Genomic DNA, 26,274 nt, shown 5'->3' on the forward strand with positions numbered 1-26,274 from the left:
AGGGTCATCCCTTCTGGGTGATGATCACACGGGTTTTGGTCTCGTTCCTGCCCGTCTCGGCAAGGTTTGGTCCGGTTGCGGAAAAAGGTGAATCCGTCAGCGGCAAGGCTTTGGACAACACCCCCGTCTGGCCGCTGTCCCGGCCCAGATCAAAGGCAACATCCTCTGCAATCTCCTCTCCGGGGATCGGAAGATCAGCGGTCGGCTCGTAGGCCACCATCAGGTCAAACAGCTCTTTCGGAGGGCAGATCATGCGCAACGCGTCCGCAATCGCAGGGTCTTCGGTAATCCCGCCGGGTTTTGAATATTCCGTAGCCGGTTTCGCAATGACGGCAAGCGGCCCTTCGCCGCCACGCTCAACACCCACGGAATCCTGTCCCATCCTCAGCGCGGCTTCGACCGCAACCGCAAACCGGTTGTCCCAGGGCAGGCCGGCCTGATAACGGGCAAAATCATAGGCGCGCAGCGGTTTCAGGATATCCGGCTCGTGCAGGTCCCAGATCTGGCAGGGCTCAGCTTTTGATCCACCGCGTTGCAGGATGGCATTGACCGCCCGGCGCGCCGCTTCGTTCGCCCCTTCCATGGTGGCAAGATCGGTGTAGGTGCGCACATAATCCGACGCCAGCATGAAGTTCGGGATTAATGTGGCCGCCTCAGGGCGCAACCGCCAGCTGTTGATGCGATTGACCAACAGCGGCTCCACATTGGTTTGGCGCTTGGGGTCGTTGGGATCCTGCACAATATCCGGATCAAGGAACCAGTAATGCATGTCCTCGTCGCGCAGGACGGTCTGGCCATCCACGTTGACGCTCCGCTTGAGCTGTTCCCAAACCTCTTGCGCAATCTCCTCGCGGCTGCAATCACGCGCGGTTTTTCCGTTCAGGCCCGGCTTGTCCCATTCCGAAATATCTATTGAAAGCAAACCCTTGGTCTTGCCTTCTGCCCAGTTTTCAAAGTTGATGGCCGACCAGAACTGTTTTTGCGAAACCGCGGTCAGGGCCCATGGGCTGTCAATGAAAATGACATGGCCGTGCGTCAGTTCAACATCCTTTGTCAGATAGAACTGAATTCCGTTCATCCATTGCACATCTTCGGCCAGCAGGGGCAGCTTGGCCAGAGACGGGTCGATTGCCGTCATCGCAGGGGTGATCAGCGGAGCGATCCGTTCGATCGGCATCGCACTGATGAACCAGTCCCCGGTGACCTGCTTTTCTTCGCCATCCTGTTCAACCGTCGCGCTGACGATGCGGCCATCCTCGCAGTCGATGCCCGTGACCTTTGAGTTGAACTTGTACACGACCCCCTTGCTTTTGAGGTAATCCAGCCACGGCTGTATCCAGACAAGGTTGGTGGGACCGTTCAACAGCCGGTTGCCATGCGGCTCGGGCGTCGCGATACCCAGCTGAAGCTGAACCGCAATGTCGCCCACGGTCTTTGTACTGGCAGTTGTCGCCTTCGCGGCCACCAGCGAACGGGTCAGGCCAATGGCCAGAAACTTCTGATACGCTTCCGAGCGTTGTTCGGCACCGATGAAATCCCACCACCCGATGCGCTCATATTCATCGAACCGGCGTTCCTTGCAGGATGTCGCGATGCGCCACATGCAGGCGATGAAATGTTCGACATCCTCATAGGCGATCTGGTCCCGGGGCGAGAGCGTGAATGCAACCGTCTTGAGCACGTCGGCCACGTCTTTCAGCGTGCGGGGAAACCTTTCGGGAACAATGATGCCTGGGTCGTCGAACTGGCTGACCAGAACCTGAGTGGTGGACACCAGATTATCGTAACAGGTGCCTTTGCCGTAATAGGGCGTGCGCGCCATCGTATCGGTGATATGGCGGTAGAAATTCGGAAAGAACCGGAACCCATGCTCGCCGGGCAGCCAGGGGCGTTTCACACCGGGAGGATAACTGGCACCGTCCATCTCGGCCCATTGTTCAAGCGCCTTGATGTGTTTCGCCTTAGACCCGTGATCGCCTTCGCCCTTCATCACGGGGATGCTGCGTGCCTTACCGCCGGGGATCAGCTGGCGCTCGTGAATCTCGACCTCGTACCCGCGCTCGATCAGCTCATGCGCGGCGCTCATTCCGGCCACGCCACCGCCCAGTATGACAACCTTTTCAGCCATCGGATGTTCCTTTCGCGGAATAGACGTCAAAGCGCAGGGTGATATCGGACAGGCTGGCTTCGCCGATGCCGAACCCCTGCAACCTGTTCATCCAGGCATAATTCGGGTTTGACGTCAGGTATCGCGGTGCCAGCCGGACCGGGGCCGAGGCGGGCAGAGTGCCCTTCGCCAGCCCGGCATACCCATCCGGGCCAAAATCACACACGCCGGTATCTTCAAACAGGATCGGCGCACCCCCTTCAACGGGTTGGATAAGCGCTCGGGCGTGCAAAAGCCCAACTCCGTCGGATCGCACGCGCATCCAGTCGCCCCCCAGCGGATCGATCGTCCCCTTCAGATGAGGCCCTTCAACCGTTCCGCCCTCTTTGATCCCGAAATGCAGCCAGATGCCGTCCGGTGTTTCCCCCGACGGATAGAACTCGTCGGTGAACGGCACCACAAACCTGCCAACGTGTTCAAGCGCGGGCATTTGCGTGACAGGCTTTGCCGGGCTTGGCGGCGCAGGCTCGGGGGCCTTTCCGGGGCCGGGATCATATTCGCGACCACCGGTCGTCAGCACCGGTCGCCAGGTCAATGTCTTTTCCTGGGTCACAGATGGCAGCATGGCTGCAAACTGCTGAAACCCCGTCATCGGGTCGCATTGCAAGGGCCAGCCGCGAATGGCGCGTTCGGGGCCGCCATCTTCGGAACAGATCACGCGGACCACGTCATGCGAAGACACAGCGGGTCCGGCTTCGATCAGCACCCGATTAAGCCCATTTTCGTTGATCAGCTCCGACCAACGCAATGTCACGCCCCGGTCTGTAAACTCCCCCATGACCAGATCTCCGGTCAGCACGTAATGGTGCAGATCGCCTGTGCTTCCTTGATCCTCAGGTGGAACTTCTGCTGCACGCGGAAGATGTGCTCACCGTCAGACGAGGTTTGCAGATACTTCACCGCGATATCCGAAGGCACGACAATCTCGACCGGCGCACCTTGCAGCGATACAAGTGCTGCCTTGTTTGCGGGCAGGGTGCCCGATCGCAGCAGCGGGCCGTCAAGGAACGGAAGAATACTGTCACGCGGCAGCACCATCGAGTTTTCGATCGGCGTGGTCACGGCCTGAAACAGCCCATTGCCCATCACACAGGCAAAAGGCCCAAGGTATCCATGCGCTTCCAGCTTGTTGATGCCCGCGACCACGGCCTCGAAAACCTCGGGGCCGGAACAGGGCTTTTTCTTCCCGTTGATCGATATGGATTGACCTTCGCCAGCCTCCAGCAGCCCCGGATATTTGCCGCCACCGCTGACGGTATAGATCGGCGGTAGATCCGCAGGTGCGCCACCGGCATGTTTGGGCGCTTCGCTGCTGCCTGGCTGGCCGTTGAAAACGATGTCATCCTCGACCTTGGCCACGACGGCGGCGGCCCGGCGGAACATGATCATGGCCGCGGCCAGTTCCGGATCAGCCACCTGCGCGCCTTTCAGGTAGACGTTGACGGAAACCGTCGTCAGCCGCAGGGTGTCATAATCATTCACTTCCAGACGCTTGGCCGCGCCTGATGCGTTGTCGACCAGACCCAGCTTGTTCAGGGGAATAGATTGCGTGTCCGCCGGCAGCGGCCCATAAAGCGGCAGAAAACTCGCAGCCACCCGCGCACGCAGCGCTTCATCATGGACGGCCTTGTTAACGGCATTCCACTGTTCGGTGTTCCAATCCAATGCGTCGGTCATTGTAAATCCCTCTTGGTGATGCTGCCCTGTTTGGCCGGGCAGTCCGTCTCGTTCATTCGGCTTTCGTCAAACTGTCCAGAAGTGCCTCGGCGCGTTGTTCCTGAACAACGGCACCACATTCGCGGGCAAGCGCCAATGCCAGTTCACCCTCGGCAATCGCGCTATCCCGATCACCCTTGGCAGCAAAGGCTTTGGCCCGCACGCGGTGATATTCCGGTTTGTTCAGCGTTTCTCCTCGTTCCCAACCGGGGGTACACACGGTTTCAAGCCGGTCCAGGGCCTGATCAATATCCCCGTGATCGATCATCAACTCAGACAGAACAATCTGATTCTGCGGAAAAGTAAAGTTTCCACCAGACTTTGAGATCAGGTTCATGCAGGCCTCGATATGGGCCGGGACGCCCTCGATGTCACCTTTTCCCGCCTGCGCAAGACCCATGTAGATATCCTGCATGGCGTGAAGATACAGGAACCCTTCCTCATCGGCGATCTTGCGCGCTTCTTTCATAGTGACGTCCAGCCGGTCCCATTCGCCCGCGTAGGGCAGGAACATGCTGCACGCGCCCATGACATAGACAAGATTGGGTGCGTGGTTCAGTGCCCGGCTGACGTCGATGGCTTTCAGACGTGCGGCCTCCGCCTCATCAAACTTGCCCTGCTGCCACAGAAGGCACCCCTGAATGGCCAGCAACGACGCCGTGGTCGAGGACTGGGTCATCGGCATCATGGCCATGTCCAGCTCAGGCGTGATCAGCGCAAAGGCACGGTCAAGCTGCTGCTCGCAATCCGCGAACTCCCCGCGGAAGTAATGCGTGAAACTCAGCGCGCGGGCTGCCAGCACGTTGGCGACAGGATCGCCACTCATACCGGCCATCGCGTCCAGAGCCTGTCCCATCTCCATTGCCCGGTTCATCTGGCCTGCCACAAAGAAATTGGTCCAGCGGCAGAAGGTGGCCGCGAAAAGGGTTTCGCCATCGCCCAATGCATGGGCAAGCTCCATCGCGCGGGCGGCTGTCTCTCCGACCTGATCGGAGGACCATCCATAGATCGCCATGTAAGCCGGAAGGATATTCATCTGCACCCGAAGCTCGAACCCGTCACGCTCGGCATTGGCGGGCATCGTTCCGATATTGCGCAGTGCCGCGCGAAATGCCGAGATTGCAGGCAGGTTCGCCAACCGCGTCAGGGCTTGTTCGCCTGCCGTAAACCAGTTGGACACCGCCTCATCCTTCAACCCGCCATGGTCGCAGTGATGCGCCACGGTATCGGGGGCAGGGTTTCCGAATGCGTTATGTCCGGCCAGCAAGGCCCGTGCGATTTTAAGATGAACCTTCTGCCGGTCTTCGCGCAGCAGCGAGTTATAGGCCGTATCCTGAACCAGCGCGTGGTTGAACGTGTAGGTGGCCGTTCCGGCTTCGCCCGTGATCAGCACAACGCCAGCCGCCATCAGCTGCATCAGCGCGCTTTCCACATCCATGTCTTCCTGCGCCACCGCCTGGATCATCGCCGAGGTGAAACTGCGCCCGATAACAGACCCAAGCTGCGCGATGGGCTTTGCGTTTTCCATCCGGTCAAGACGCGACATCAACGAATCCTGAAGGGTCGCGGGGATACTCAGGGCATCCAAAACCTCGGCGTTGATCGGCGCATCTTGCGGCAGCTGATCCAGAACCGCCTTTGTCATCTCTTCGATGTAAAGCGGCACGCCATCGGCTTTCTCGACAATCTGCCTGATCAGGATGACCGGCAAACTGTATGGCTCGGCCACGCGCCGGACCAGTTCCGAGGCTTCACTGCCGGCCAGAGGCGTCAGATCGATGCGCGCCGCGCGGCCCTCGTAATGCTCTGGCGGCTCATATTCAGGGCGATGCGACAGGACCACAAGTATCGGGAACCCGTCCAGTCCTGATGCCAGCGCCTCCAGCACGTCCAGCGTGGTTGCGTCAGCCCAGTGCACGTCTTCCACCACCAGCAACAAGGTGCCGCGCCTGTCACACAGGCTGCCAAGGCTGCGCAACAACACGTCCAGCGATTTGCGGGCCTTCTTCAGGGGATCGGGATCCGGCGCTGCGCCCGTTTCGACCCCGGCCATATCCAGCAGAACAGGCAAATCCGCGTCGCTCAGACGAGAGGCGGCCTGAACAAAATCGGAAATCGCGGCCCTGATGCTGTCATCGGATTTGTCGCCTGAAACACGCCTCAACTCTCCCACGATCGGGTGAAGCGGAAGGCTGGCCAGATGCGGAATGCACTGCAAGGTAAAGGGTTTGACGCCAATTGTTTCAGACAGGGACTTGATCAGCCGCGACTTGCCAATGCCTGCGGCGCCACCGACAAACGCAAACTTGCCGGACCCCGCCTGTGCGTCTTTCCAAAGCTGGGTCAGGACCGAAAGATCGTCGCCACGGGCGACAAGATCAACGGCTGACTGTCCGACACGCGCATCGAACCGGCTGGTCGCGACGCTTTCGGAAATTGCGCGATAGACGGTGCGCTGATTGTCAAACCCTTTCAGGTTCTGGCTGCCACGGGGCTCGAACTCGAATGCGCCCTGTGTCAATCGCCACGTCTCTGCGGAAACGATCACCTCGCCCGGCTCGGCCAGACCTTGCAGGCGGGATGCAAGGTTCGCGGTTTCACCGACCAGAAAGTCCTGCGAACCAAGACTTGTTGACGAGACCACTCCCACAACAACCATACCGGTGGCAATTCCCGCGCGCAGATCCAGTTTTTCGCCAAACCTGTTTTCAAGGTTTTGTACGGCTTCGATGGTCTCCAGCACGGCGCGAACGGCGCGCTCGGCATCGTCCTCCATGGCTTTGGGATATCCGAAATAGACCATGATTCCGTCGCCCTGCCTGTAGGCCAGATGACAGCCATGCTGTTTCAGGGTGCCGATCGCCGTATCCAGATACAGATTCATGATCTGCATCAGGTCTTCCGGGTCATACCGCTGGGCCAGCTGCGTGGACCCTACGAGATCGCAGAAAACCAGCGTAAGCTGCCGCCGTTCGGCTTCCGACCTAAGCTCCTGCCGGGTCGAAGCTTCCTCAGATTTCAGACGCGCCTGCGCCTTGCGAAACCGCTTTCTTTCACCAACCGTCAGCCCCAGATCGCGCAGTTCGGGATCTGTCAGCTCGTCCAGAATATCATCATCCACGCCTTCCTGCCGAAACAGCGTGGCATGGTTTTCCAGATCAGCCAGTTGAAGAACTTTTGAGATACGCGGCGATGCCTCAAGGACCCCCGTCATCGTTCTGCGCCCCCGCCCATTTTCCTTCCCCCCTTACTCCCCTCAAAACATATTGTATTTGTATAAGCAAAAATAGAGAGGAATTTACGTTCTATCCACATGACGCAGGGACACCATTATTAACTTGTTATCTGCTGTGACAGATGTCGTTTCGAATTTCCACTCCACTTTGAATTTTTCTTGTCAAATCATTGGCTTTCGGTTTCATATTGATTTTTCACGCGCAAATCTGGGCCGGGCCTGCTGCCTTGCCGCACGGAATGGGAATGGGTGTTTCTCCCTAGGCTCTAGGGCCTGGTGCGCTTTCATCGAAGTTGTGGAAATGCGAAAATCACACCCTGCCGATTTTTGGCGCCACCGCGCGCCTTAAACGCTTCCCTAGCGTCAATAGACGCGTCGCGCGCGGCACAAGCATCTGCTTTGGCGCGGGAAACGTGACCCGGCAGGATACCGGCTCCACCAAACGGGCAGAACCGGTTTCTTCTTCAGACGGTTGCGCCTTTCAGGCGGATGGCAGTGCCAAGGCTGCCCGCGCAAAGCCCGACCAGAACCGAGATACCAAGTTCCAGCGCTTCCACATGGGCAAACTGAAAGCCCGCAAAAACCAGCGTTTCCAGAATGCCGACAACGGCCCCCAGTGCCGCGCCCAACCACAGCTTGCGGGTCATCATTCCAAGCGCCAGTCCCAGTATGCCGGGCAGGCCCAGGACATTGGCACCGATTGTTCCAAGTAAGTCTAACATGTCTGCCCCCACCCTAATTCGAGCTGTTGTTCAGAAACGCGCGGATGTCGCTGCCCGAGGCGGATGCATGTTCCTGAAGAACCACGCCCTCCACGGCCTCGCTTATCTTCTGGTATTGTTCCAGATAGTTCGCGGGCAGATTATGCGCGATGCCCTGATGGCAGTCGATGCATGTCATGCCGGTGTCGATGGCGCGCTGGTGTTCCGACGCGGCGCGGGTTTCCTGAATGGTAAAGTCCATGTAGTCAAAGTTATGACAGTTGCGGCATTCGCGGCTGTCCGATTCCTTCATCTTCTTCCACACGGCCGAAGCCATGCTCAGGCGATGCGCCTCGTATTGCTCGGGTGTGCTGATGGTTCCGGCCAGCTCATGATAGACGTCTTTGACGGCCATGATCTTGGCTTTGATCTTGTGGCTCCATTCATCCGGCACGTGGCAGTCGGAACAGATCGCACGAACGCCGGAATGGTTGTTGTAATGGACCGTTTCGCGATATTCGCCCAGGTTCGTTTCCATCGTGTGGCACGAAGTACAGAATTCTTCGGTATTCGTCAGCTCAAGGGTCCAGTGAAATCCACCCCAGAACAGGATACCGGCCAGAAATCCGGCCAGGACCAGAAAGCCTGAACTGAACAACACCGTCGGCGTCCAGATCGCGTTCCAGAGGCGACCAAGCAAGCCGCGGTTTTCAGGGGAGTCGGCCATGTCGGTGCTCCTTTCAGTCTTGCGTTGGATCAATTGCCGGCGGAGGGCTGGAACACGTTGTCGACCAGCGGCGGGGCGTCGGCCTGCGGTACGTGGCACTGGTTGCAGAAATACCGCGTTCCGGCGATCCGATCCAGTTCGCGGCCTTCGCGGTCCAGATAATGGGTCATCGACAGCGTTGGTGCGTTGCGGTCACCGGCTTTGGTCCAGTCATGGCAGGACAGGCACTGGTTGGTACGGATGTCGATCTGGTACTGTTCGACCGAATGCGGGATCAATGGCGGTTGCTGCCGGTAATTGCGCTGCTGCCGCCCTTCGACATTGCGGTGAATCTGGTCCAGCGGCACCGGCTCATCCACGTCCGCACCACGCAGGGATTCAACCTGAGCAGATTGCGCGACGGCCCAACCGCTCAGCAATAATACGGGTAGAAGGGCAATTCCGCCTGTAACGATCGATTTTTTCATCTTGGCACTCCCCTAGATAGGTCTGGCGGCGCGCGGCTCGGGCGCGGCAACTGGATCGGAAGGTTGGACGACGTGGTCGTCAAACCGGTGAGTAAAGGTAAAGACGTCGACCGCGCAGACATCGATGCAGCGGCCACAATTCGTGCAGTCGGGTGACAGGATCAGCGGGGTACTTCCCGGTTTGCCCTTCAGCGCGGGCGAGATCACCTGATTTTCCGGGCAGACCGCGTAACAATCCATGCAGTCGTCGCAGGCGGCGCGGTTTGTGGCGCTGATCCGCAGCAGGCTTTTTGCTCCGATCAGGCCATAGAACGCGCCCACCGGGCACAGGTGTCCGCACCATCCGTGGCGCGAGACAAAAACGTCAAAGACAAAGATGGCGGCGATCAGGGCCCAGACAAAGCCCGTTCCAAAGACCAGCCCGCGATGCAGCATGGTGATCGGGTTGATCAACTCCCACGCGATCATGCCGCTCAGACCCGAAACAAGCAGGACGGTTGCCAGAATCCACAGGCGTGTGCCGCGCTTGGGTTGCCAGCCTTTCGGCAGCTCCAGCTTGCGGTGCAACCAGTTGGCCGCATCCGTCACCGGATTGATCGGGCAGACCCAGGAACAATAGACACGGCCACCAATCAGGGCATAGACCACCAGAACGATCAGCCCACCGATCAGCGCGGTCATTTCGGGCCAGTGGCCTGCAACCATGCTCTGCAACAGGATGAACGGATCGGTCAAAGGCAGCACGCCCAGCGTCAGCGACCCGGCCAGCGTTCCCTGAACAATCCAGATACCGAACCATGGGCCCAGCAGAAACAGAACCAGAAAGAACAGCTGGCTTGCCCGGCGCAGCAGCAGATAGCGATGCGCGCCGATCCAGCCCTTGCTGGCGATGGCCTCGTGACCTGTGGGCATATCTGTGCGGGCGCTCATTGTCCCACCCCCGGCAGATCATATCCCGGTGCAAATCCGCCGGGCGTGGCCAGATTGTCCGTGCCCGGTCCGGGCAAACGGTCCGGCAGGTCGATGATCCCCTCGACCACCGGCGCGCCTTTCGCGGCCTTTTCTTCCCAGCCCTTGCGGTAATGCTCTGCCGAACTGCCCCGCGCCAGCCGGGCAGGCAGCACCTTGATGGCGGCCTCGGGCAGAACACAGCTTTTCTCGCACATGCCGCAGCCGGTGCAGCGGTCGGCGTGGACGGTCGGGATGAACATCGCGTGATGGCCCGACCGCGTGTTGTGCGTGGTGTCCAGCGTGATCGCCTCGTCGATGACGGGGCAGACGCGGTAACAGACATCGCAGCGCAACCCGAGGAAGTTCAGGCAGTTCTCCTGATCGACCAGAACCGCGACCCCCATCTTCGCATCGTCGATATTGTCCAACGCGGGATCCAGTGCCCCGGTCGGACATGCGGCGACACATGGGATGTCGTCGCACATCTCGCAGGGAATATCCCGCGCGGTGAAAAAGGGTGTTCCCGTCGCCACCGCGTCCGAGCCCAACTCGGCCAGTTTCAGGGTATCGTATGGGCAATCCCGCACGCATAATCCGCAGCGGATGCAGGCCGACAGAAACTCCTTTTCCGGCAGCGCGCCGGGCGGGCGCAAAGCCTCGGCTGGCAGGGCGCGGGCGTCGCGGGCCAGATAGGCCAGCACCGTCCCGGCGACCACGCAGCCGCCCGCCGCCCGCGCCGAATCCTGCAGGAACCGGCGCCGCTGCGGCGAAAGGGGTTTGTCGGCAAAAGACATGAGGATTTACCCGTACGATCCTTGTTGCCTATGCGCGCTCGACCTTGCAGGCGCATTTCTTGAAGTCGGTCTCTTTCGACAGCGGGCAGGTCGCGTCCAGCGTCAGCTTGTTGGTCAACTGGCCTTCGTCGAACCACGGCATGAACACCAGACCGCGCGGCACCTTGTTGCGCCCACGGGTCTCGACCCGGCTGGTGACCTCGCCCCGACGGGTAGACAGAACAATCTCCTGACCCCGGCGCAGGTCCCGATCCTTGGCGTCCTGCGGATGCATGTAAACCACAGCCGCTGGGTAGGCGCGGTGCAGCTCTGGGACACGGCGCGTCATCGACCCCGAATGCCAGTGTTCCAGCACACGACCGGTGCACAGCCACAGATCATATTCCGCATCCGGTTCCTCGGCCGCAGGCTCGTAAGGCGCAAAGATGATGCTCGCCTTGCCATCCTTCTTGCCATAGAACTTCACGCCCGCGCCTTCGGGCACATAAGGGTCATAGCCTTCGCGGAAACGATACAGCGTTTCCTTGCCATCCACGACCGGCCAGCGCAGGCCACGGGCTTGGTGATAGGTTTCAAACGGTGCCAGATCGTGCGCGTGGCCGCGTCCGAAATTGGCATATTCCTCGAACAGACCCTTCTGAACGTAGAACCCGAAATGCTCGGATTCGTCGTTGTCAAAGCCCTCGGCGGTTTCCGACAGCGGGAACTTGTCGACGCTGCCATTGGCAAACAGAACCTCGTACATGGTCTTGCCGCGATGTTCCGGCATGGTGGCCAGCAACTCTTCGCCCCAGACCTCCTCAACGGTGAAGCGTTTCGAGAATTCCATCACCTGCCACACGTCCGACTTGGCCTCGCCCGGAGCCTTGACCTGCTGCCGCCAGAACTGGGTGCGGCGCTCGGCGTTGCCATAGGCGCCTTCCTTCTCGACCCACATGGCGGTGGGCAGGATCAGGTCGGCGGATACGGCCGTGACGGTCGGGTAGGGGTCTGATACGGTGATGAAGTTCTCGGGGTTGCGATACCCGGGATAGCCTTCTTCGTTGATATTCGGTGCGGCCTGCATGTTGTTGTTGCACTGCACCCAATAGGCGTTCAGATCACCATCCTTCAGCTTGCGGTGTTGCAGCACGGCGTGAAAGCCGGGCTTGGCCGGAATGGTACCCGCAGGCACATTCCAGGCGGTTTCGCAAATCTTGCGGTGCTCGTCATTCATGACAACCATGTCGGCAGGCAGACGGTGGGCAAAAGTGCCGACCTCACGCGCGGTTCCGCAGGCCGACGGCTGACCGGTCAGCGAGAAGGGCGAGTTTCCGGGCTCGGAAATCTTGCCCACCAGCAAGTGCACGTTATACATCAGCGAATTCACCCACGACCCGCGGGTATGCTGGTTGAACCCCATGGTCCACAGGCTCATGACCTTGCGGTTCGGGTCGGCATATTGCTGGGCCAGACGCTCCAGCTTGTCCGCCGGAACGCCGGACAGCTCCGAGGTGTATTCCAGCGTGTATGCCGATACCGCCTCGGCATATTCCTCAAAGCTGATCGGCTCCATCTTGCCGACATTGGGGTTCGCGGCCTCTTGTTGCAGCGGATGATTGTCGCGCAGGCCATAACCGATATCGGTGGCGGTCTTGGTGATGTTGACGTGGTTCTTGACGAACTCTTCGTTCACCGCGCCATTCTGGATGATGTAATTGGCAATGTAGTTCAGGATCGCCAGATCGGTCTGCGGGTTGAACACCATGCCATTGTCGGCCAGCTCGAACGAACGGTGCTCGAAGGTCGACAGAACATGCACTTCGCATCCCGGCTTGGTCAGGCGCGTATCGGTCAGACGCGACCACAGGATCGGGTGCATCTCGGCCATGTTCGACCCCCACAGAACAAACGTATCTGCGTGCTCAAGGTCGTCATAGCAGCCCATCGGCTCGTCGATGCCGAAGGTACGGATAAAGCCGACCACGGCCGACGCCATGCAGTGACGCGCGTTGGGGTCGATGTTGTTCGACCGGAACCCGGCCTTCATCATCTTGGCCGCCGCATAACCTTCCCAGACGGTCCACTGACCGGAACCGAACATACCCACGCTGGTCGGGCCTTTCTTGGCCAGCGCCTCTTTCCACTTGGCAGCCATGACGTCAAAGGCTTCGTCCCAGCTGACCGGCTCAAACTCGCCATTCTTGTCATATTCGCCGTTGGTTTTGCGCAAAAGCGGCGTGGTCAGGCGGTCCTTGCCATACATGATCTTGGACAGGAAATAGCCCTTGATACAGTTCAGACCCCGGTTGACCGGCGCATCCGGGTCGCCCTGCGTGGCGACTACGCGGCCATCCTTGGTGCCCACCAGAACCGAACAGCCCGTGCCGCAGAACCGGCAGGCGGCCTTGTCCCAGCGGATATCGGGCGCGGCGGCCTGGGCGCTGGCCGAACCAGCGGCCATTGGAATGCCGGCAGCCGAGGCCGTGGCAGCCGCTGCGGACGCTTTCAGAAATGTACGACGGGATTCAGAGATGGTCATTGCATGGGCCTCCTGCTGGACGGTTGGCTTGGAGCATCAGGACGCGGAGCAGCCTCCGCGGGATCTTCGAAATGGTGATAGGTCAGCGATAGCGAGATCACGCCGGGGATCTGGTGCAGATCCATGATGGTTTCCGAGGCCAGCCGGTCGGCTGTATCCTCGACAACCACGACGAACCGGCCATCCTCGGCCTCGGCATGAAGCTCGACGCCATCGGTGCCGGTCATCGCCGCGCGTGCGGCGTCGGTGTGATCGGGGGCGATGTGGACAAGACAGCCACAGATATTCATTGGGTCACCTCCGGGTGCAAAGGGGCGGGGCGGTGCATCGTGATGGCCCCGGCGGGGCAGGCGGCAGAACATGTGCCGCATCCGATGCAGGTTTCGGTTTCAAGCGCTGGTTCAGCCCGCCCGCCCAGTTGCAGGCGAAAGCGGATGGCTTCCTGTTCGCAAGTGTCCTGACACAGGCGGCAGCTTACCCCGTTCATCGACAGGCAGCTTGCAGCCTCGATCCGTGCGCGCCACGGCCACTCGGTCACACGCTCGGGCAACAACGCCGGGGTCGGGCAAACCTCGGCACATGCACCGCATAAGGTGCAGCCGCCTGCGGAAAGATCCAGAACCGGAAAGCCGCTGTTGTCGAATGTGATGATCTCTTCCGGGCAGGCCCCGGCGCAGTCTTCGCAGCCTGTGCACAGATCGGCAAAGCCTGTCACGCCCGCACCCGGCGGTCGGATCGCATCAGGATCCTCCCGTAGGATACGTGCGCTCAGAAAAGCGCGTCTGCTGGTCAACTGGCTCATGGCTGGCGACTCGAGTGTGGATAGATTGGTTCGCGTCCTTACTTCCTAACTGCGCGAAGCAGCGCACGAATTGACCTATATCATGTTTTTCGCGAATATCATGTTCTTGGTGAATTTTCCTGACCCACCTGAGATTTGCGACCATGCGTCATACATTCAGCTCGACACGGGCTCCGATAAAATATCTCAAGATTTCAGCTACTTGGCTTTCGGGCGCCGCGCATATCGCAGTAGACAGCCCATCTGCGATCACCGCGTCAGGGGCAGAAACCGAAACCGTTCTGTCCCGGTTTGCAGGCCCGTCCGGGGTGATGATGTGGCCCAAACCCTGTCCCAGCTGCGTCCCCAGCGACGATGATGTCGCGACCGCGCGGTCACGCAGCGCGACCCGTTTCAAAACCCGCTGGTCCGGCGCGACCAACCCGACTTTCCAGGGGGCGCCGTCGCCTCGCGCACCCAAGGCGGCAACCTCTCCCATATCGACCAGAACATCACGCAAACCAAAGCCACGCAGCAGCGCGGCGATCCGATCCGTGATCGCGCCTTGGGCGATACCGTTCAGCGTCAGGGCCGACTGGCCCGGCACCGGCAGCCGCACCGACGCAGCATCGAAAGACACCCGTTCCCAACCCACAGCAGCGCGGGCGGCAGCCAGATCTCCGGGGCCTGCGCCTGTTGCCAAAGCATCCCACAGGGGCTGAATGCTGGGATCGAAAGCGCCGCCGGATGCCTGATGCAGGGCGCTGCTCAGGCTCAATACCTCCAACAGCTCAGGCGCGGGTGCGGTCAAAACACCGTCGCGGTTCAGGCGGCTCAGCTGTGACTGCGGACGGTACAGGCTGAAGATATCCTCCAGCCGGGTCACCTCACCCTCAACGGCGGCAATGATCGGTGCGGCCTCGGCATCCGTCAGCCCGACCAGCCGCAGGCTGGCCGCAGCCCCAAGGGCGGTTCCGCGCCAGTACGCGTCCGAAGCCATGGCCGGAGTGGCCGCACAGGCGGCGGAAATGATCAGAAAACGGCGACGGGACAGGGCGGTCATACGGGGGTCTCCAATGTCAGATCAAGATCGACAGGGCCAAGCACTTCGGCATCGGGAATGTCGGGCAGGCGCATCGCGGTCCCGCCATAGGTCTCCGCGAAAATCTGGGCATCCGCTGGATCAGCAAAGGGCACCACTTCGCGCGCACCCATGCCGCCAGCCACATCGGCACCAACCACAAAAGTCGCATCATCCGCAGCGATCCAGTTCGAAATCCCCGGCTGCCGCCAGCTTGGCGCGACGCCCATATCGCTGACATAGATGGCAGTGATATCCGCATCGCGCTCGGGGCTTTTCAGATAGGCCACCATGTCCCGCACCTGTGCAAAGAACAGCGGGGCCGGATAGCCTTTCAGATGAATCTGCCCCTTGGGCCCGCCATGCTCGGCGACATTCATCTGACAGAAATAGCTCAGCGCATCCGGTGTCAGATCGACCGGATCGGGGGCCTCGGCCAGCTCTTCCTTGCAGGCCACCAGTGCAAGCAATGCGATCAGGGCAAGACGTCTCATGGCTCGACCCTCCGGAAAGCCAGCCGGGCAAGGGCAAAGCCCAGCACCGGCCAGATCAGCAGCGACGCGGGCGCAGCCCAGACCGGCAGGGCCTGTGCGGCCCCGGTCATGCCCGAGGCCATGGCCACGCCTTCCGTCGCGGCGATGTTCCACAAACGGAACGCGTCGGCCGGGTTGGCCACCATCACCCATGGAAAGACGGATTGGGTGAATGCGCCGCCCTTGTCCATGACGACGGCCCCCAACAGGCCCAGATCATAAAGGACGACAAAAACCAGCCAAAGCCCGGCCGACAGACCCGCCGCCGCGGTGGCGCCCCTCGCCAAAGCGGACAGCAGGTATCCAAGCGCCAGAAACACGGCGCCCAGTAGGATTGATGTCAGGATAAGTCGCACCAGCGCCATCAGGCTTTCCGGCCCCGCACCACCAAAGAACGCGGCTACCGCGCCTGCGGTGCCAAAACCCACGGTCATGGCAAAGGCCAGCGCGGCCAGATGGGCGCAGAACTTGCCCAACAGGATTTCCCCGCGTCCAGCCGGATAAGACAGCAGCAGCGACAGGCTGCCCCGGTCCACATCGCCCGCGATGGCATCGAAGGAAATCATCAGCGCCAGCAAAGGCGCAAGGTAAACCGACAACGTAGTCATCGACGCGACCGAGACGGTCAGCATATCAACACCCAATGTGCCGGTGGGCGCGCTGCCCGCAAAGGTCAGCGCCAAAGCAAACAGCACCATGATCAGCGTGGCAACCAACAGCCAGCGGTTGCGGCGCAGGATCAGCATTTCAGTTCGGGTGATGGCAAGGAAGCGGGTCATGTCCTCTCCTCCTGTGCGTAGTGGCGATAAAGGTCCTCCAGCTTGGGTGGTGTCATTTCCACATCCGCCACCGCATCGCCCAATCCGGCGATCCGGCGCAGGGCCTCCATCTTGTCTTCGGGTGTGCACAGCAGCTCGACCGATGCGCCGTTGATCCGGTTGCCGCCCAGTTCAGCGGCCAGGGCATCTGCATTGGCGCTGGCGCGCACCTTCAGGCGGATCGGCAGCCCGGCCAGCGCCGACAGGTTGTTCAGCGTGTCATCGGCCACCATCCGACCCTTGCGCATGATGGCGATCCGGTCGGTGCGCGCCTCAACCTCGGTCAAGGCATGGCTGGCAATCAGCACGGCGGTACCCTGCGCGGCCAATTCGTCAATAATGGCATAGAGGTCCTGCCGCGAGATCGGGTCCAGGCCCGATGTCGGCTCATCCAGCAGCGCCACTTTCGGCTGTCCCAGCAGCACCTGCGCCAGCCCCAGTCGTTGCCGCATCCCCTTGGAATAGGCACCGATCCGGCGGTCCAATGCGTCGCTCAGGCCAACGCGCTCCAGCAGGCCGGGAACATCGGCTTTTGACCCGGACAGTTTTGCAAACAGCGTCAGCTGCTCGCGCCCGGTCAACGCCGGGTGAAACGAGACCGCCTCGGGCAGATAGGCCGTATCCCGTCGCGCCTGCGCGCTGCCGGGGGTGGCACCCCCGATCCGAATGGCTCCGTCCCGAATGGGCGTCAGGCCAAGGATGGATTTGATCAGGGTCGACTTTCCCGCGCCGTTATGGCCCAGCAGCGCCACGCGCTGACCGGGGGCAAGGGACAGGGTGATATCGTCAAGAACGCGGGTTTTCCCCCGGTTCTTGCTGACATGGTCAATTGACAGGGCCTTATCCGTCATGAGGCACCTTTTTCATAGCTGGGGGTTCAGGGGCTTGCATCAATGGGTTGCTGTCCATCACACCCCCCGGCAACAGTGCCGGGAAGGCTGATTGCGACCAGCGTACCAGCTGCACGGCAGGCGAGCCGAGCAGCAATTTGGCTGCGGGTTGGGTCCACAGCACATGGTCCATACTGTCATTGGGTCGATAGGGGACATCGGCGATGCCGTTGCCATCCACATCATAGGCGGCAAAATCGGACCAGTAGTTGCCGCGCCCGTCTTCGGACCACTCGACCCACTTGGTCGAGACATATTTCACCTGCGTCCGGTTGCCGATGAATGAATTGCCGACGATGCGGTTGCGTTCACTGCCAGCGGTAAAATGGATGCCGATGCCGCATCCCTCAAACCAGTTGTCGGTGAATTCGTTCTTGTTCGAGTTATACAGGAAGGTGCATTTTTCCTTGGCACCTTTCACCACATTGCCGGTGATGACGCTCTTGTTGGCATAGTTCAGCATCACGCCATGTTCGCGGTCTCCGATCGAGACATTGTTGGCGACCCGCACATTGGTCGTGAACATCACCGCATAGCCCAGATCGTTGCCGATCGAGACATTGTCGCTGACAACCGAGTCGTCGGCATACATGTAGTGAACGGCAAACCGCAGATCGCGGAACAGGTTGCCGGTAAAGGTGTTCTTCTTGGACGAGTTCACAAAGATCCCGTCGCGCCCATAGCGGATGTCATTGCCTTCAACCACCGCACCCGGCGCGTTCCAGACATAGACACCATTGCCGCGCGCGTTCATATGGCGATCCTGCCGCCCTTCAATCCGGTTGCCGCGCACGATGCTGTCCTTCGCACCGTGGATGTCGATGCCGTAAAGATTGCCCAGCAGCACGTTATCCTCGACCACCGGCGCGCGCGCCGTCTTGGTCAGCTGGATGCCGCTGTCGATCCCGTCATGGTCCGAGCCTGATCCGATCACAGTCAGCCCGCGCAGGGTCACGCCCGGCCCGGTCACTGTGATCACGCTGCCTTGGCCTTGGCCGTCGATGGTGGCCTGTCCCAGCCCGTCGAGGGTCACGGGCCGGTCCAGAACCAACTGCTCGACGTAAACGCCGGGGCTCAGGCGAAGGGTGTCCCCATCCGCCGCCTGCGCCAGTATCTCGTTGATGGCCCCCGCCCGGTTGGGCACATCCCAGTCCGCCGCCCAAAGGGGCGAGCCGAGCAGGAGCGGTATGAGCAGGGGCCAACGCATGTTTATGCGCTCCGCGGCTCAACAAACATCCGGCCGCGCATCTCCATGTGCAGCGCGTGACAGAACCACTGGCAATAGAACCAGTGCACGCCCGGACGGTCTGCAATGAACGTGACCGAGGCGGTGGCCTGCGGTGCAACTTCCATCGCGATACCGAAGTTCGACAGGCAGAAGCCGTGGGTCACATCATCCACGTCGTCCAGGTTGGTGACATAAACGGTCACCTCGTCACCCTGCTTGACGGTGAACTTCTCCATGCTGAACACGGGCGCGGTCGAGGTCATGTAGACCCGCACCTTGTTGCCATCCCGGATCGGTTCCTCGGCACCTTCGTCCAGATCGACACCGTCAGCGGCAGCCTGCGCACGCGCCTCTTCCCACATCGGGTCGTTGCGGTCCCAGACATTGACCGGGTTCACCTTGGACCGGTGAACAATGATCGAGTCATGCGGCTCGGCAAAGGTCGGGCCGTCATGGACCACCTTCATCTTGTCGCCGGAAATATCGATCAGCTGCTCATTCTCGGGCTTCAGAGGACCCACGTTCAGGAAGCGGTCTTTCGAGAACTTGTTCATCGAAATCAGCCACTTGCCATCAGCTTCGGCAGTTTCACCCATCGAGGTCGAGTTGTGGCCCGGCTGGTAATGCACGTCGACCTTGTCGACGATCGGGTCAACATCGGCACCCGCATAGGCCTCGATCGCCTTGGCGATGTCCCACTTCACCACCTGGCTGTCCAGGAACAGGGTGGTATAGGCGTTGCCCTTGCCGTCGAATGCCGTGTGAAGCGGGCCAAGGCCCAGCTGCGGCTCGGCGACAACAGCGGAACGCGGATCGGCGTTTTCGCTGAACAGCGCATCGACCTTTTCCACATCGATCACGGACACGGTCGGCGACAGCTTGCCGTTGATCATGATGTGTTTCTTGTCAGGCGCTGCGTTCACACCGTGTGGCGAGTTCGGGATCGGGATGTACCGGGTCAGGTTTCCACCCGCCTCTTTACGCCCGTCCACGACCTTGACGCCGTTCAGTTCCTGATAGTTCCCGGCCGCTACGGCCTCTTCGATACCTTTGAGGTTGAACACGACCACATGGTCCAGCTCGTTCTCGGTCATCTCGGCCAGGTTCATACCCATTTCCGAGTTATACGAGGTCGAGAAGGCGTATTTGCCCTGATAGTCGCAGTCGGTGTTATCGAGGTTACCCGACACCATCACCTGCCATGCAACTTCCATGGTGTCGCCGTCGATGGCAGTAAAGATGTTCACATATTGTGACGGATCATCAAGGATCTGGCCGTCATTGACCAGCGGGGCCTCGTGCTCACCGTTGGCAAAGACATAGCCGGTGCGCGGGAATTTCTGCGGACGCAGGCCGTGGATGTCATGCGCGTTCGGGATCTCGATGATCTTGTCGCATTTCATCACGTCACAGCGCACACGGGCCACGCGGGTGTTGGCCTTGTCGTTCATGAACAGATAACGGCCATCATAGGTGCCGTCGGTGAACGACATATGCGGGTGGTGCAGGTCGCCGTTGTCATAGGTGACCTTGCCGTTTGCAGCCAGGAACTCCTTGGTTTCAGGCAGCAGGCCCTCGGTCAGAACCTTCAGCGACTCGTTGGTTTGGCCCCAGCCCGTGGCCGAGCAGCGGTTGAACACAGGCACCCGCATCAGCTCGCGCATGGACGGCACGCCCAGAATGCGCAGTTCGCCGGTCTGGCCCGACGACCAGAAGCCGTAATATTCGTCCAGCTCGCCCGGCTCCAGATGCTGCTTGGCGGCAGCGCTGGCCTCTTTCGCGGTCATCAGGGTCGATCCCAGACCGGTCCCGGCGATGACGGCACCGGTGGCAGTGGCCCCCAGCATACCGCGGCGCGTGATGTTCAGTTTATTTTCTTGGTCCGACATGGTCGTTCCTCCTTTTTAGGAAACGGTTTTCGGTTTGGCGTTCGGATGGTTCGCCGGTGGTTGCCCGAGGGGGGTCTTAGGTGTGACCGACCCGGTCTTGGCCCGCCGTTTCAGTTGGCGGATAACGACGGGACATTTGTCCTCGGACTGATAGAGCACCTGACAATGCAGGCAGGTGACGCACTCGTTCGGATTGATCTCACCGGTGGGGTGGATCGCCTGAACGGGGCATTCATTGGCGCAGGTCTGACAGGGCGTGCCACAATCGTTATAGCGGCGCAGCCAGTCGAACATGCGGATACGGGCAGGGATCGCCAGCGCTCCGCCCAGCGGGCAAAGATAGCGGCAATAGAACCGCTCAACGAACAGCCCGATCCCCAGCAGGACCAGCGCAAAGACCACAAACGGCCAGTCGCGCATGAATTTCAGAATGATCGCGGTCTTGAACGGTTCGATCTCGGCATATTGCTCGGCCAGCGGGATCGACACGAAACTCAGGCCAAAAAGACCCAGAAAGATCATGTATTTCGCAGGCCAGAGACGCTCGTTCAGACCCCAGGGCAAACTCCATTGCGGCACTTTCAGCGCCCGCGCGATCTTGTTGGTCAGCTCCTGAAGCGCGCCAAACGGGCACAGCCAGCCGCAATAGGCCCCACGACCCCAGAACAACAGGGCGGCGGCCACGGCAAACCACTGGATGAAGACCAGCGGGTCCAGCAGGAACGCATCCCACGAGAACCCGGTTCGCAGACTGCCCGCCAGCGCCATCAGGTTCACCACGCTCAGCTGTGCATTGGCATACCAGCCGATGAAGAACAGGGTTATCGTCAGGTACCCGATGCGGAACCAGTAGAAGACGCGCGCATTCATCGTGGCGTGGAACTGGAAGAAGAACGTCGCCGTCAGCACCAGCAGCATGACACCAAGCCCGGCGATCTCGACAGTGCGATCCTTCCAGATGCGCTGCCACAGGGCCGCCTTGGCGGCCGCTTCGCCTGTTGCATCATCTACGACCGATGGCGCGGTGACGGGCAACAGGTACTGTTCCGGCAGTTTGTATCCCAGATCGAAGGTCAGAAAGGTCTTTTCAACCGCCCCGACGGCACGCTGCACCAGCAATTGCAGGCGGAACGGCTCGGCCGGGTCAAACTCGGCATCAGCGGGGATCTTGAAGATATCCAGTTCGGTAAAGCTGGGGGCATCTGGCGCGGCAACCTCACCCAGACGGCGCTGCTGCCTGTCGAAGAACCGAACCGAGCTGTCGCCCTGGATCAGCTGAATCCGGTCAAAGATCCCACCCCGGACATAGCCCGAGCCCTTGAAACTATAGGCCCCGCGCCCCAGTACCAGAATGGCCTGTTCGCCCTCGTCCAGCCAGTTGGTCAGGTTCTGATATTCGGCCTCACCCAGCAGCGACTTGCCGATGGACGGGACCGAAACAAGCGCCATGTGCATGTCGATGAAGGTGTCATCCGGCTCGCCCGGTTCGGGGCGCTTGATCGCGCGCTGATCCCCGGTGGCTTCAAAGGCAGCATTGACCTGCCCGACATCCAGCGTCATCCGCCGGACCGAGCCGTCTCCAGACAATGTGGTCCAGTCGTAAATGGCATCCTGCGCCATATCGACTTCGCGCTTCGGCCCGCCAGCCTGTACCGGAGACAATCCGCCCAGCCCCAGCGCGCGGGCCACTTTGATCCCTCCGCGCACAAGGCTGTCATCGATCACCATGATCGTCACGGTCGCACCCGAGATAATGTCTAGGTCATGCCCCTCACCCCCGGTCTCGGCCTCTCGTTTCAGGTCAAGGCCCGCATAGCCTTCGGTCAGTTCCACCATCCGGGAATTGGGAATACCGATCAGTACGATGGGTTCGGAATGCTTGACCAGCTGAACACCGGTCAGAACAGCGTCTGCGTCGATGGCAGCAACCACGTGAATGGGTTTGCCGGAATAGCCGGTCGTTCCGACAAAGTCCGAAGTCAGAAAAGCCCACGCGATGGTCTCGGCACCCCGAAGGACCGGGGCAACCTTCACGTCGCTGCGTACCGGGCCAAACGCGTCGGCACCCGGGGCCAGGTCAGCCGGATCAATGTCAGGAAGAAAGCTGGCAAGACTGTCGGCGCGTGCACTGATTGCAACACCGCAGGACAGAACGAGGGCCAGAAGGAAATGGATTGCGCGACTTATAACCACGGCGCACCTCCGATCAATTGGGTAGACGCCATGGACGCGCGCGGGGCGCGTTCAGATTCTTCTTGGGTCGTGAACGGGGGCCCCCGGGTTTCGGGCCACAGGTGTTTGGGGCTGTACAAAATGCACTGCCCCCCATGTTCAAAGCGTACATTTTGAACATTTACGACGCTTGCGGGCTGCAAAGCGCCCGGCATCGGTGCTGACACCGTCACCGCACAAAGCGCACAGTCCGCGCATTTCGGGCAGGGCGCGGTTGGATCGTTGTCGCCTTCTTCTTCAAGGTCAACTTGAACCCAGACCGCGCCCGCCTCCGAGCAGATCTCCACCCACATGCTCTCACCGGGACTCGCCAGAACCGGGCCAAGCATTTGCAACAACAGAAGGAAAATACCTGCCAGTCCACACGCCGCGCGTAATGCGCGAACAGGGAGGGTGTGGAAAGAGTTAAAGGCAGGCATGGAGAATCCAACTCGGTATTCTTTCCCGAGTCGTAGGCGGTTTTCCCTGTCCGATACTTGACTTTCGTCAGGCCTTTGGAATTTCCCTTCAGCCGTCCGCTTCGTCCATCAACCCACGCACCCATCGCCCCGCCAACCAGGACGCGGGTATGCCTAAAGGTATTGACCAAAGGATTGCCGGAACCGGTCCAATCACCCCGAAACCGGCGCTATGCAGGATCAGCCCGGCCAGAAACAGGTTGATGGCCACGGTCAACATGGTGGCTGGATAAAGCAGAATGGCCAGTTTCCAGACCGGCCATTTGCCCTCAGTGGCTGGTGCCTTCCGAGAAGGTGATTTTGTTCCAGACATTGTACTTCCCAGATGGTTTACGCATCGGCAGGCGGCGCACTTCTTCCAGCGTCTGCGCGTCATAAACGATCACCGCGCCGTCATCTTCCCAGATCGACACAAGCGCGTGGCGGCCATCCTTTGTGAACTCTACATGTGCCACGGTCTTGCCCGGGGCAGGGCGCAAAGTCTTTACGATTTCAAGGCTTTGCTTGTCGATCACATGCATGGCATCCTTGTTGGGACCAAAGAAGACATCGGCCCAGACGAAAGGCGAATTCTCGTGGCTCCGCATGAAGAATCCCGGCCCTTCGGTCTTGATCCGCTTGACGGTTTCCCAAGTCCCCATGTCGATCACCGACACCGTGCCGTCAGTCAGATGCGGCGTGGCCATAACGGTCGTATCGCCATGTTTCCACGTAATCCCCGAGCCTAGATGCGGCATCCCCGGCAAGTCCAGATCGGCCACCTTGTGCCCAATAACAAGGTCGATCACCTGTCCGCCCTTGCCATCGCGCGCGGCACCCATGACGTATTCATAGCTCTGATCGAAAAAGAAATCGTCCAGATAGTCGGGCGTTGTGATCTTGCGCACCGGGAAAGGATCGGGGTTCTTGAACTGCCCTTCGATGCGAAAGTCGTGACCCAGCCCGGATTGCGGCGGGTTGGCTCCGTAGAAGACCTCCCAGATCTCGGGAACATCCTTGAGCGCCAGAACAAAGCTCTCACGCGGGGGGGCCTGATACACCGCGGATACGCGGCTGGATTTTCCCGCTTTTCCTTTGATCGCAATGACTTTTGCCACCGACAAGTCTTCGGTCGACAGCAAGGTCAGACTGTTGGGCAAATAATTCGCAACAGCCAGCCACTTGCCGTCGCCGGACATTGCGATGTTACGGCTGTTAAGCCCCGCCCGTACGCGCCCCACCTGTTGCAGGGCCCAGATGTCGTATTTCTGAACCCAGCCATCCCGGGACATGATGAAAACGAAACGCCCATCCGGGCTGAACTTCGGCCCGCCGTGAACCGCAAAAGGTGTCTCGAACCTGTCCAGAACCTCAAACGTGTCACCATCCAGCACACTGACGTGATGGTCCCCGGTTTCGACCACCAGAGTGATGTTCATCGGGTCACTTGACCACACTGGCGCCTCAACGGGGATGTAACCGTCATCCAGCGTGCGGCTGTCCATGATATGGGCCTCGCCCCATTCGGGGTCGGTTTCCAGCGGTGATTTTAGCCAGCCAGCCAGCTCTTCAATCTGCAAAGCGTCAAGTTCGTGCGAGAAAGCAGGCATCTGCGTCGCCGCGCGCCCTTCGGCTATCACCGCTGCGATGCGGGGCCCGCGCATGCGCTGGAGCGTCTCTGGGATCAAGGCCGGGCCGACGCCGCCCAGACGGTTTTCACCGTGGCAGGACGCACAATGTTCAGCATAATCCGTTGGTGCGTCTGCCCAGGCTGCACCTGCGGTCAGCACGGAACACATCACCACGAGCTTCATCTTTTCAAAAATACTCCCGCCGGAGGCTCCCTTGGGTGTCTCTGGCACCCATGTCGAAGGCTCAGAGCAGACGGGATTAAAAGAATTGATGCGCCGGATCATGGCTTTTCCCCCGGAACGGCGTAACCCGCAGACGCTCGCCTGCGTCGTCAACACCGATTTCTTCGTTTGTCAGGTAACAGGCCGGATCTTCGGCCCAGGGATCACCGGTCAGTTGCAGGGCCCGGATGCGGGTGTTGCCACCGCAGACGTCCTTTAGCTCGCAGGCCCTACATCGACCCCTAAGCGGGCGCGGACGCGTGCGCAGCATGGCCAGCATCGGATCGTCGCTGGTCCAAAGCTCGGAAAACGGATTAGTCTTAACGTTGCCTACTGTATAATCGGACCAGTAGGTGTCAGGATGGACCCGGCCCAGATTGTCGATATTGGCCACACCCAAACCGCTGGAATTTCCTCCCCAAGCGGCCAGATGCTCGCGGACATGCGCAGCCTTGTCAGCGTCGAAATGCGCACGAATCCAGTTCAGAAAATACCCCGCGTCTGCATCATTGTTGCCGGTCACGATATCCAGCGGGCGACCGCCCGAGGCAGCCTCCCACGCGCGCTCCAACAGCAGATCCATTCCCTTGCGGGTGCGCTGATGCTCAGCATCCTCGCCGCGGTTCTTGTCGCCGCGCCCGGCATAAACCAGGTGCGACAGGTAAAACTTGTCGACGCCCTCGTCATCGCATAGCTGAAGCAGGTCCGGCAGGTGATGCTGCGTGCCTTCGGTCAGGCAGAACCGCAAGCCAACCTTGATGCCGCGCCTCTTGCATTCGCGCACACCGCGCAGGGCGTCGGCAAAAGCCCCTTCAACGCCGCGGAACCAGTCATTCGTGGCCCCGATCCCATCCAACGAGATACCAACGTAGTTGAATCCGACATCGGCAATCATGTCGGCGGTCTCATCATGAATGCGTGTCCCGTTGGTCGACAGCGCCAGCATCGGCACAAGGTCGCGGGCACGTTTGGCAATGTCGAAGAAATCAAATCGGTCCAGCGGTTCCCCGCCCGAGAGGATCAGGGCCGGGACGCGAAACTGGCCCAGATCCTCAAGGGTTACCATGGCTTGCTCGTGGCTGAGTTCGCCCGGGAACGCAACATCCGCCGAGACGGTGTAGCAATGACGGCACTTCAGATTGCAGCGCCGCGTTAGGTTCCAGATTACAACCGGTTTCACAGGACCGGGGCGGCGTTTTCGCACCGGGGTCGGTTTGACCAGCTGGTGCATGTATTCGGTCAGGCGGAACATC

The 26,274-nt window shown here is 60.4% G+C and carries 22 protein-coding genes; all 22 read right to left on the reverse strand.

The window, feature by feature from the left end; genetic code table 11:
- Nucleotides 1-4: 4 nt before the first annotated feature.
- A complete protein-coding gene (locus ACR0M9_RS17300; RefSeq protein ID WP_480774206.1) occupies nt 5-2,128 on the reverse strand; it encodes a hydroxysqualene dehydroxylase in 2,124 nt (707 codons plus the stop codon).
- Nucleotides 2,121-2,945 carry a DUF3237 domain-containing protein gene (locus ACR0M9_RS17305; protein ID WP_480507870.1) on the reverse strand — a complete coding sequence of 275 codons (825 nt, stop codon included), beginning with the start codon at nt 2,943-2,945 and terminating at the stop codon, nt 2,121-2,123. Before ACR0M9_RS17305 ends, ACR0M9_RS17300 begins: the two co-directional genes overlap by 8 nt.
- Nucleotides 2,946-2,959: 14 nt before the next feature.
- Nucleotides 2,960-3,844: an encapsulin gene (locus ACR0M9_RS17310; RefSeq protein WP_480507872.1), complete on the reverse strand. Its 885-nt coding sequence runs from the start codon at nt 3,842-3,844 to the stop codon at nt 2,960-2,962.
- Nucleotides 3,845-3,896: 52 nt separating this feature from the next.
- Nucleotides 3,897-7,097 (reverse strand): adenylate/guanylate cyclase domain-containing protein, encoded by a 3,201-nt coding sequence (locus ACR0M9_RS17315; protein ID WP_480774207.1) that lies wholly within the window; start codon nt 7,095-7,097, stop codon nt 3,897-3,899.
- Nucleotides 7,098-7,582: 485 nt separating this feature from the next.
- A complete protein-coding gene (locus tag ACR0M9_RS17320; protein ID WP_480507876.1) occupies nt 7,583-7,840 on the reverse strand; it encodes a hypothetical protein in 258 nt (85 codons plus the stop codon).
- 13 nt (nt 7,841-7,853) lie between these two features.
- A complete protein-coding gene (locus tag ACR0M9_RS17325; protein WP_267363548.1) occupies nt 7,854-8,546 on the reverse strand; it encodes a NapC/NirT family cytochrome c in 693 nt (230 codons plus the stop codon).
- A gap of 29 nt (nt 8,547-8,575) precedes the next feature.
- On the reverse strand, nt 8,576-9,013 hold the full coding sequence (locus ACR0M9_RS17330) for a nitrate reductase cytochrome c-type subunit (protein WP_480477413.1): 438 nt from the start codon (nt 9,011-9,013) through the stop codon (nt 8,576-8,578).
- Nucleotides 9,014-9,025: 12 nt separating this feature from the next.
- A complete protein-coding gene (napH, locus tag ACR0M9_RS17335; RefSeq protein ID WP_480774208.1) occupies nt 9,026-9,943 on the reverse strand; it encodes a quinol dehydrogenase ferredoxin subunit NapH in 918 nt (305 codons plus the stop codon).
- Nucleotides 9,940-10,758 carry a ferredoxin-type protein NapG gene (gene napG, locus ACR0M9_RS17340; RefSeq protein WP_267363552.1) on the reverse strand — a complete coding sequence of 273 codons (819 nt, stop codon included), beginning with the start codon at nt 10,756-10,758 and terminating at the stop codon, nt 9,940-9,942. Before napG ends, napH begins: the two co-directional genes overlap by 4 nt.
- 28 nt (nt 10,759-10,786) lie before the next feature.
- Nucleotides 10,787-13,279 carry a nitrate reductase catalytic subunit NapA gene (gene napA / locus ACR0M9_RS17345; protein WP_480484296.1) on the reverse strand — a complete coding sequence of 831 codons (2,493 nt, stop codon included), beginning with the start codon at nt 13,277-13,279 and terminating at the stop codon, nt 10,787-10,789.
- Nucleotides 13,276-13,569, reverse strand: a complete 294-nt coding sequence (locus ACR0M9_RS17350; RefSeq protein WP_267363554.1) for a chaperone NapD — start codon at nt 13,567-13,569, stop codon at nt 13,276-13,278. The genes napA and ACR0M9_RS17350 overlap by 4 nt, the downstream gene beginning before the upstream one ends.
- Nucleotides 13,566-14,081 (reverse strand): ferredoxin-type protein NapF, encoded by a 516-nt coding sequence (napF, locus tag ACR0M9_RS17355; RefSeq protein WP_480484297.1) that lies wholly within the window; start codon nt 14,079-14,081, stop codon nt 13,566-13,568. The genes ACR0M9_RS17350 and napF overlap by 4 nt, the downstream gene beginning before the upstream one ends.
- A gap of 148 nt (nt 14,082-14,229) precedes the next feature.
- Nucleotides 14,230-15,123, reverse strand: a complete 894-nt coding sequence (locus ACR0M9_RS17360; RefSeq protein WP_480774209.1) for an FAD:protein FMN transferase — start codon at nt 15,121-15,123, stop codon at nt 14,230-14,232.
- Nucleotides 15,120-15,635 (reverse strand): nitrous oxide reductase accessory protein NosL, encoded by a 516-nt coding sequence (locus tag ACR0M9_RS17365; RefSeq protein WP_480774210.1) that lies wholly within the window; start codon nt 15,633-15,635, stop codon nt 15,120-15,122. The genes ACR0M9_RS17360 and ACR0M9_RS17365 overlap by 4 nt, the downstream gene beginning before the upstream one ends.
- A complete protein-coding gene (locus tag ACR0M9_RS17370) occupies nt 15,632-16,453 on the reverse strand; it encodes an ABC transporter permease (RefSeq protein ID WP_209507037.1) in 822 nt (273 codons plus the stop codon). The genes ACR0M9_RS17365 and ACR0M9_RS17370 overlap by 4 nt, the downstream gene beginning before the upstream one ends.
- The gene (locus ACR0M9_RS17375) at nt 16,450-17,343 is read right to left on the reverse strand and encodes an ABC transporter ATP-binding protein (protein ID WP_480539707.1); all 894 of its coding nucleotides are present in this window, start codon (nt 17,341-17,343) and stop codon (nt 16,450-16,452) included. The genes ACR0M9_RS17370 and ACR0M9_RS17375 overlap by 4 nt, the downstream gene beginning before the upstream one ends.
- Nucleotides 17,333-18,589: a nitrous oxide reductase family maturation protein NosD gene (locus tag ACR0M9_RS17380; RefSeq protein ID WP_480539705.1), complete on the reverse strand. Its 1,257-nt coding sequence runs from the start codon at nt 18,587-18,589 to the stop codon at nt 17,333-17,335. The genes ACR0M9_RS17375 and ACR0M9_RS17380 overlap by 11 nt, the downstream gene beginning before the upstream one ends.
- Before the next feature lie 2 nt (nt 18,590-18,591).
- On the reverse strand, nt 18,592-20,499 hold the full coding sequence (gene nosZ, locus ACR0M9_RS17385; protein WP_480484303.1) for a TAT-dependent nitrous-oxide reductase: 1,908 nt from the start codon (nt 20,497-20,499) through the stop codon (nt 18,592-18,594).
- 15 nt (nt 20,500-20,514) lie between these two features.
- Nucleotides 20,515-22,692 carry a 4Fe-4S binding protein gene (locus ACR0M9_RS17390; RefSeq protein WP_480774211.1) on the reverse strand — a complete coding sequence of 726 codons (2,178 nt, stop codon included), beginning with the start codon at nt 22,690-22,692 and terminating at the stop codon, nt 20,515-20,517.
- Between the two features lie 546 nt (nt 22,693-23,238).
- Entirely contained in the window at nt 23,239-23,502 is a 264-nt protein-coding gene (locus ACR0M9_RS17395; protein WP_209507042.1) for a hypothetical protein, read from the reverse strand.
- A complete protein-coding gene (locus ACR0M9_RS17400; RefSeq protein WP_480774212.1) occupies nt 23,459-24,982 on the reverse strand; it encodes a cytochrome D1 domain-containing protein in 1,524 nt (507 codons plus the stop codon). Before ACR0M9_RS17400 ends, ACR0M9_RS17395 begins: the two co-directional genes overlap by 44 nt.
- Nucleotides 24,983-25,058: 76 nt before the next feature.
- Nucleotides 25,059-26,273, reverse strand: a complete 1,215-nt coding sequence (gene nirJ, locus ACR0M9_RS17405) for a heme d1 biosynthesis radical SAM protein NirJ (protein ID WP_480774213.1) — start codon at nt 26,271-26,273, stop codon at nt 25,059-25,061.
- Nucleotide 26,274 lies beyond the last annotated feature (1 nt).

Source organism: Ruegeria sp. CH2 (genome assembly GCF_056537065.1).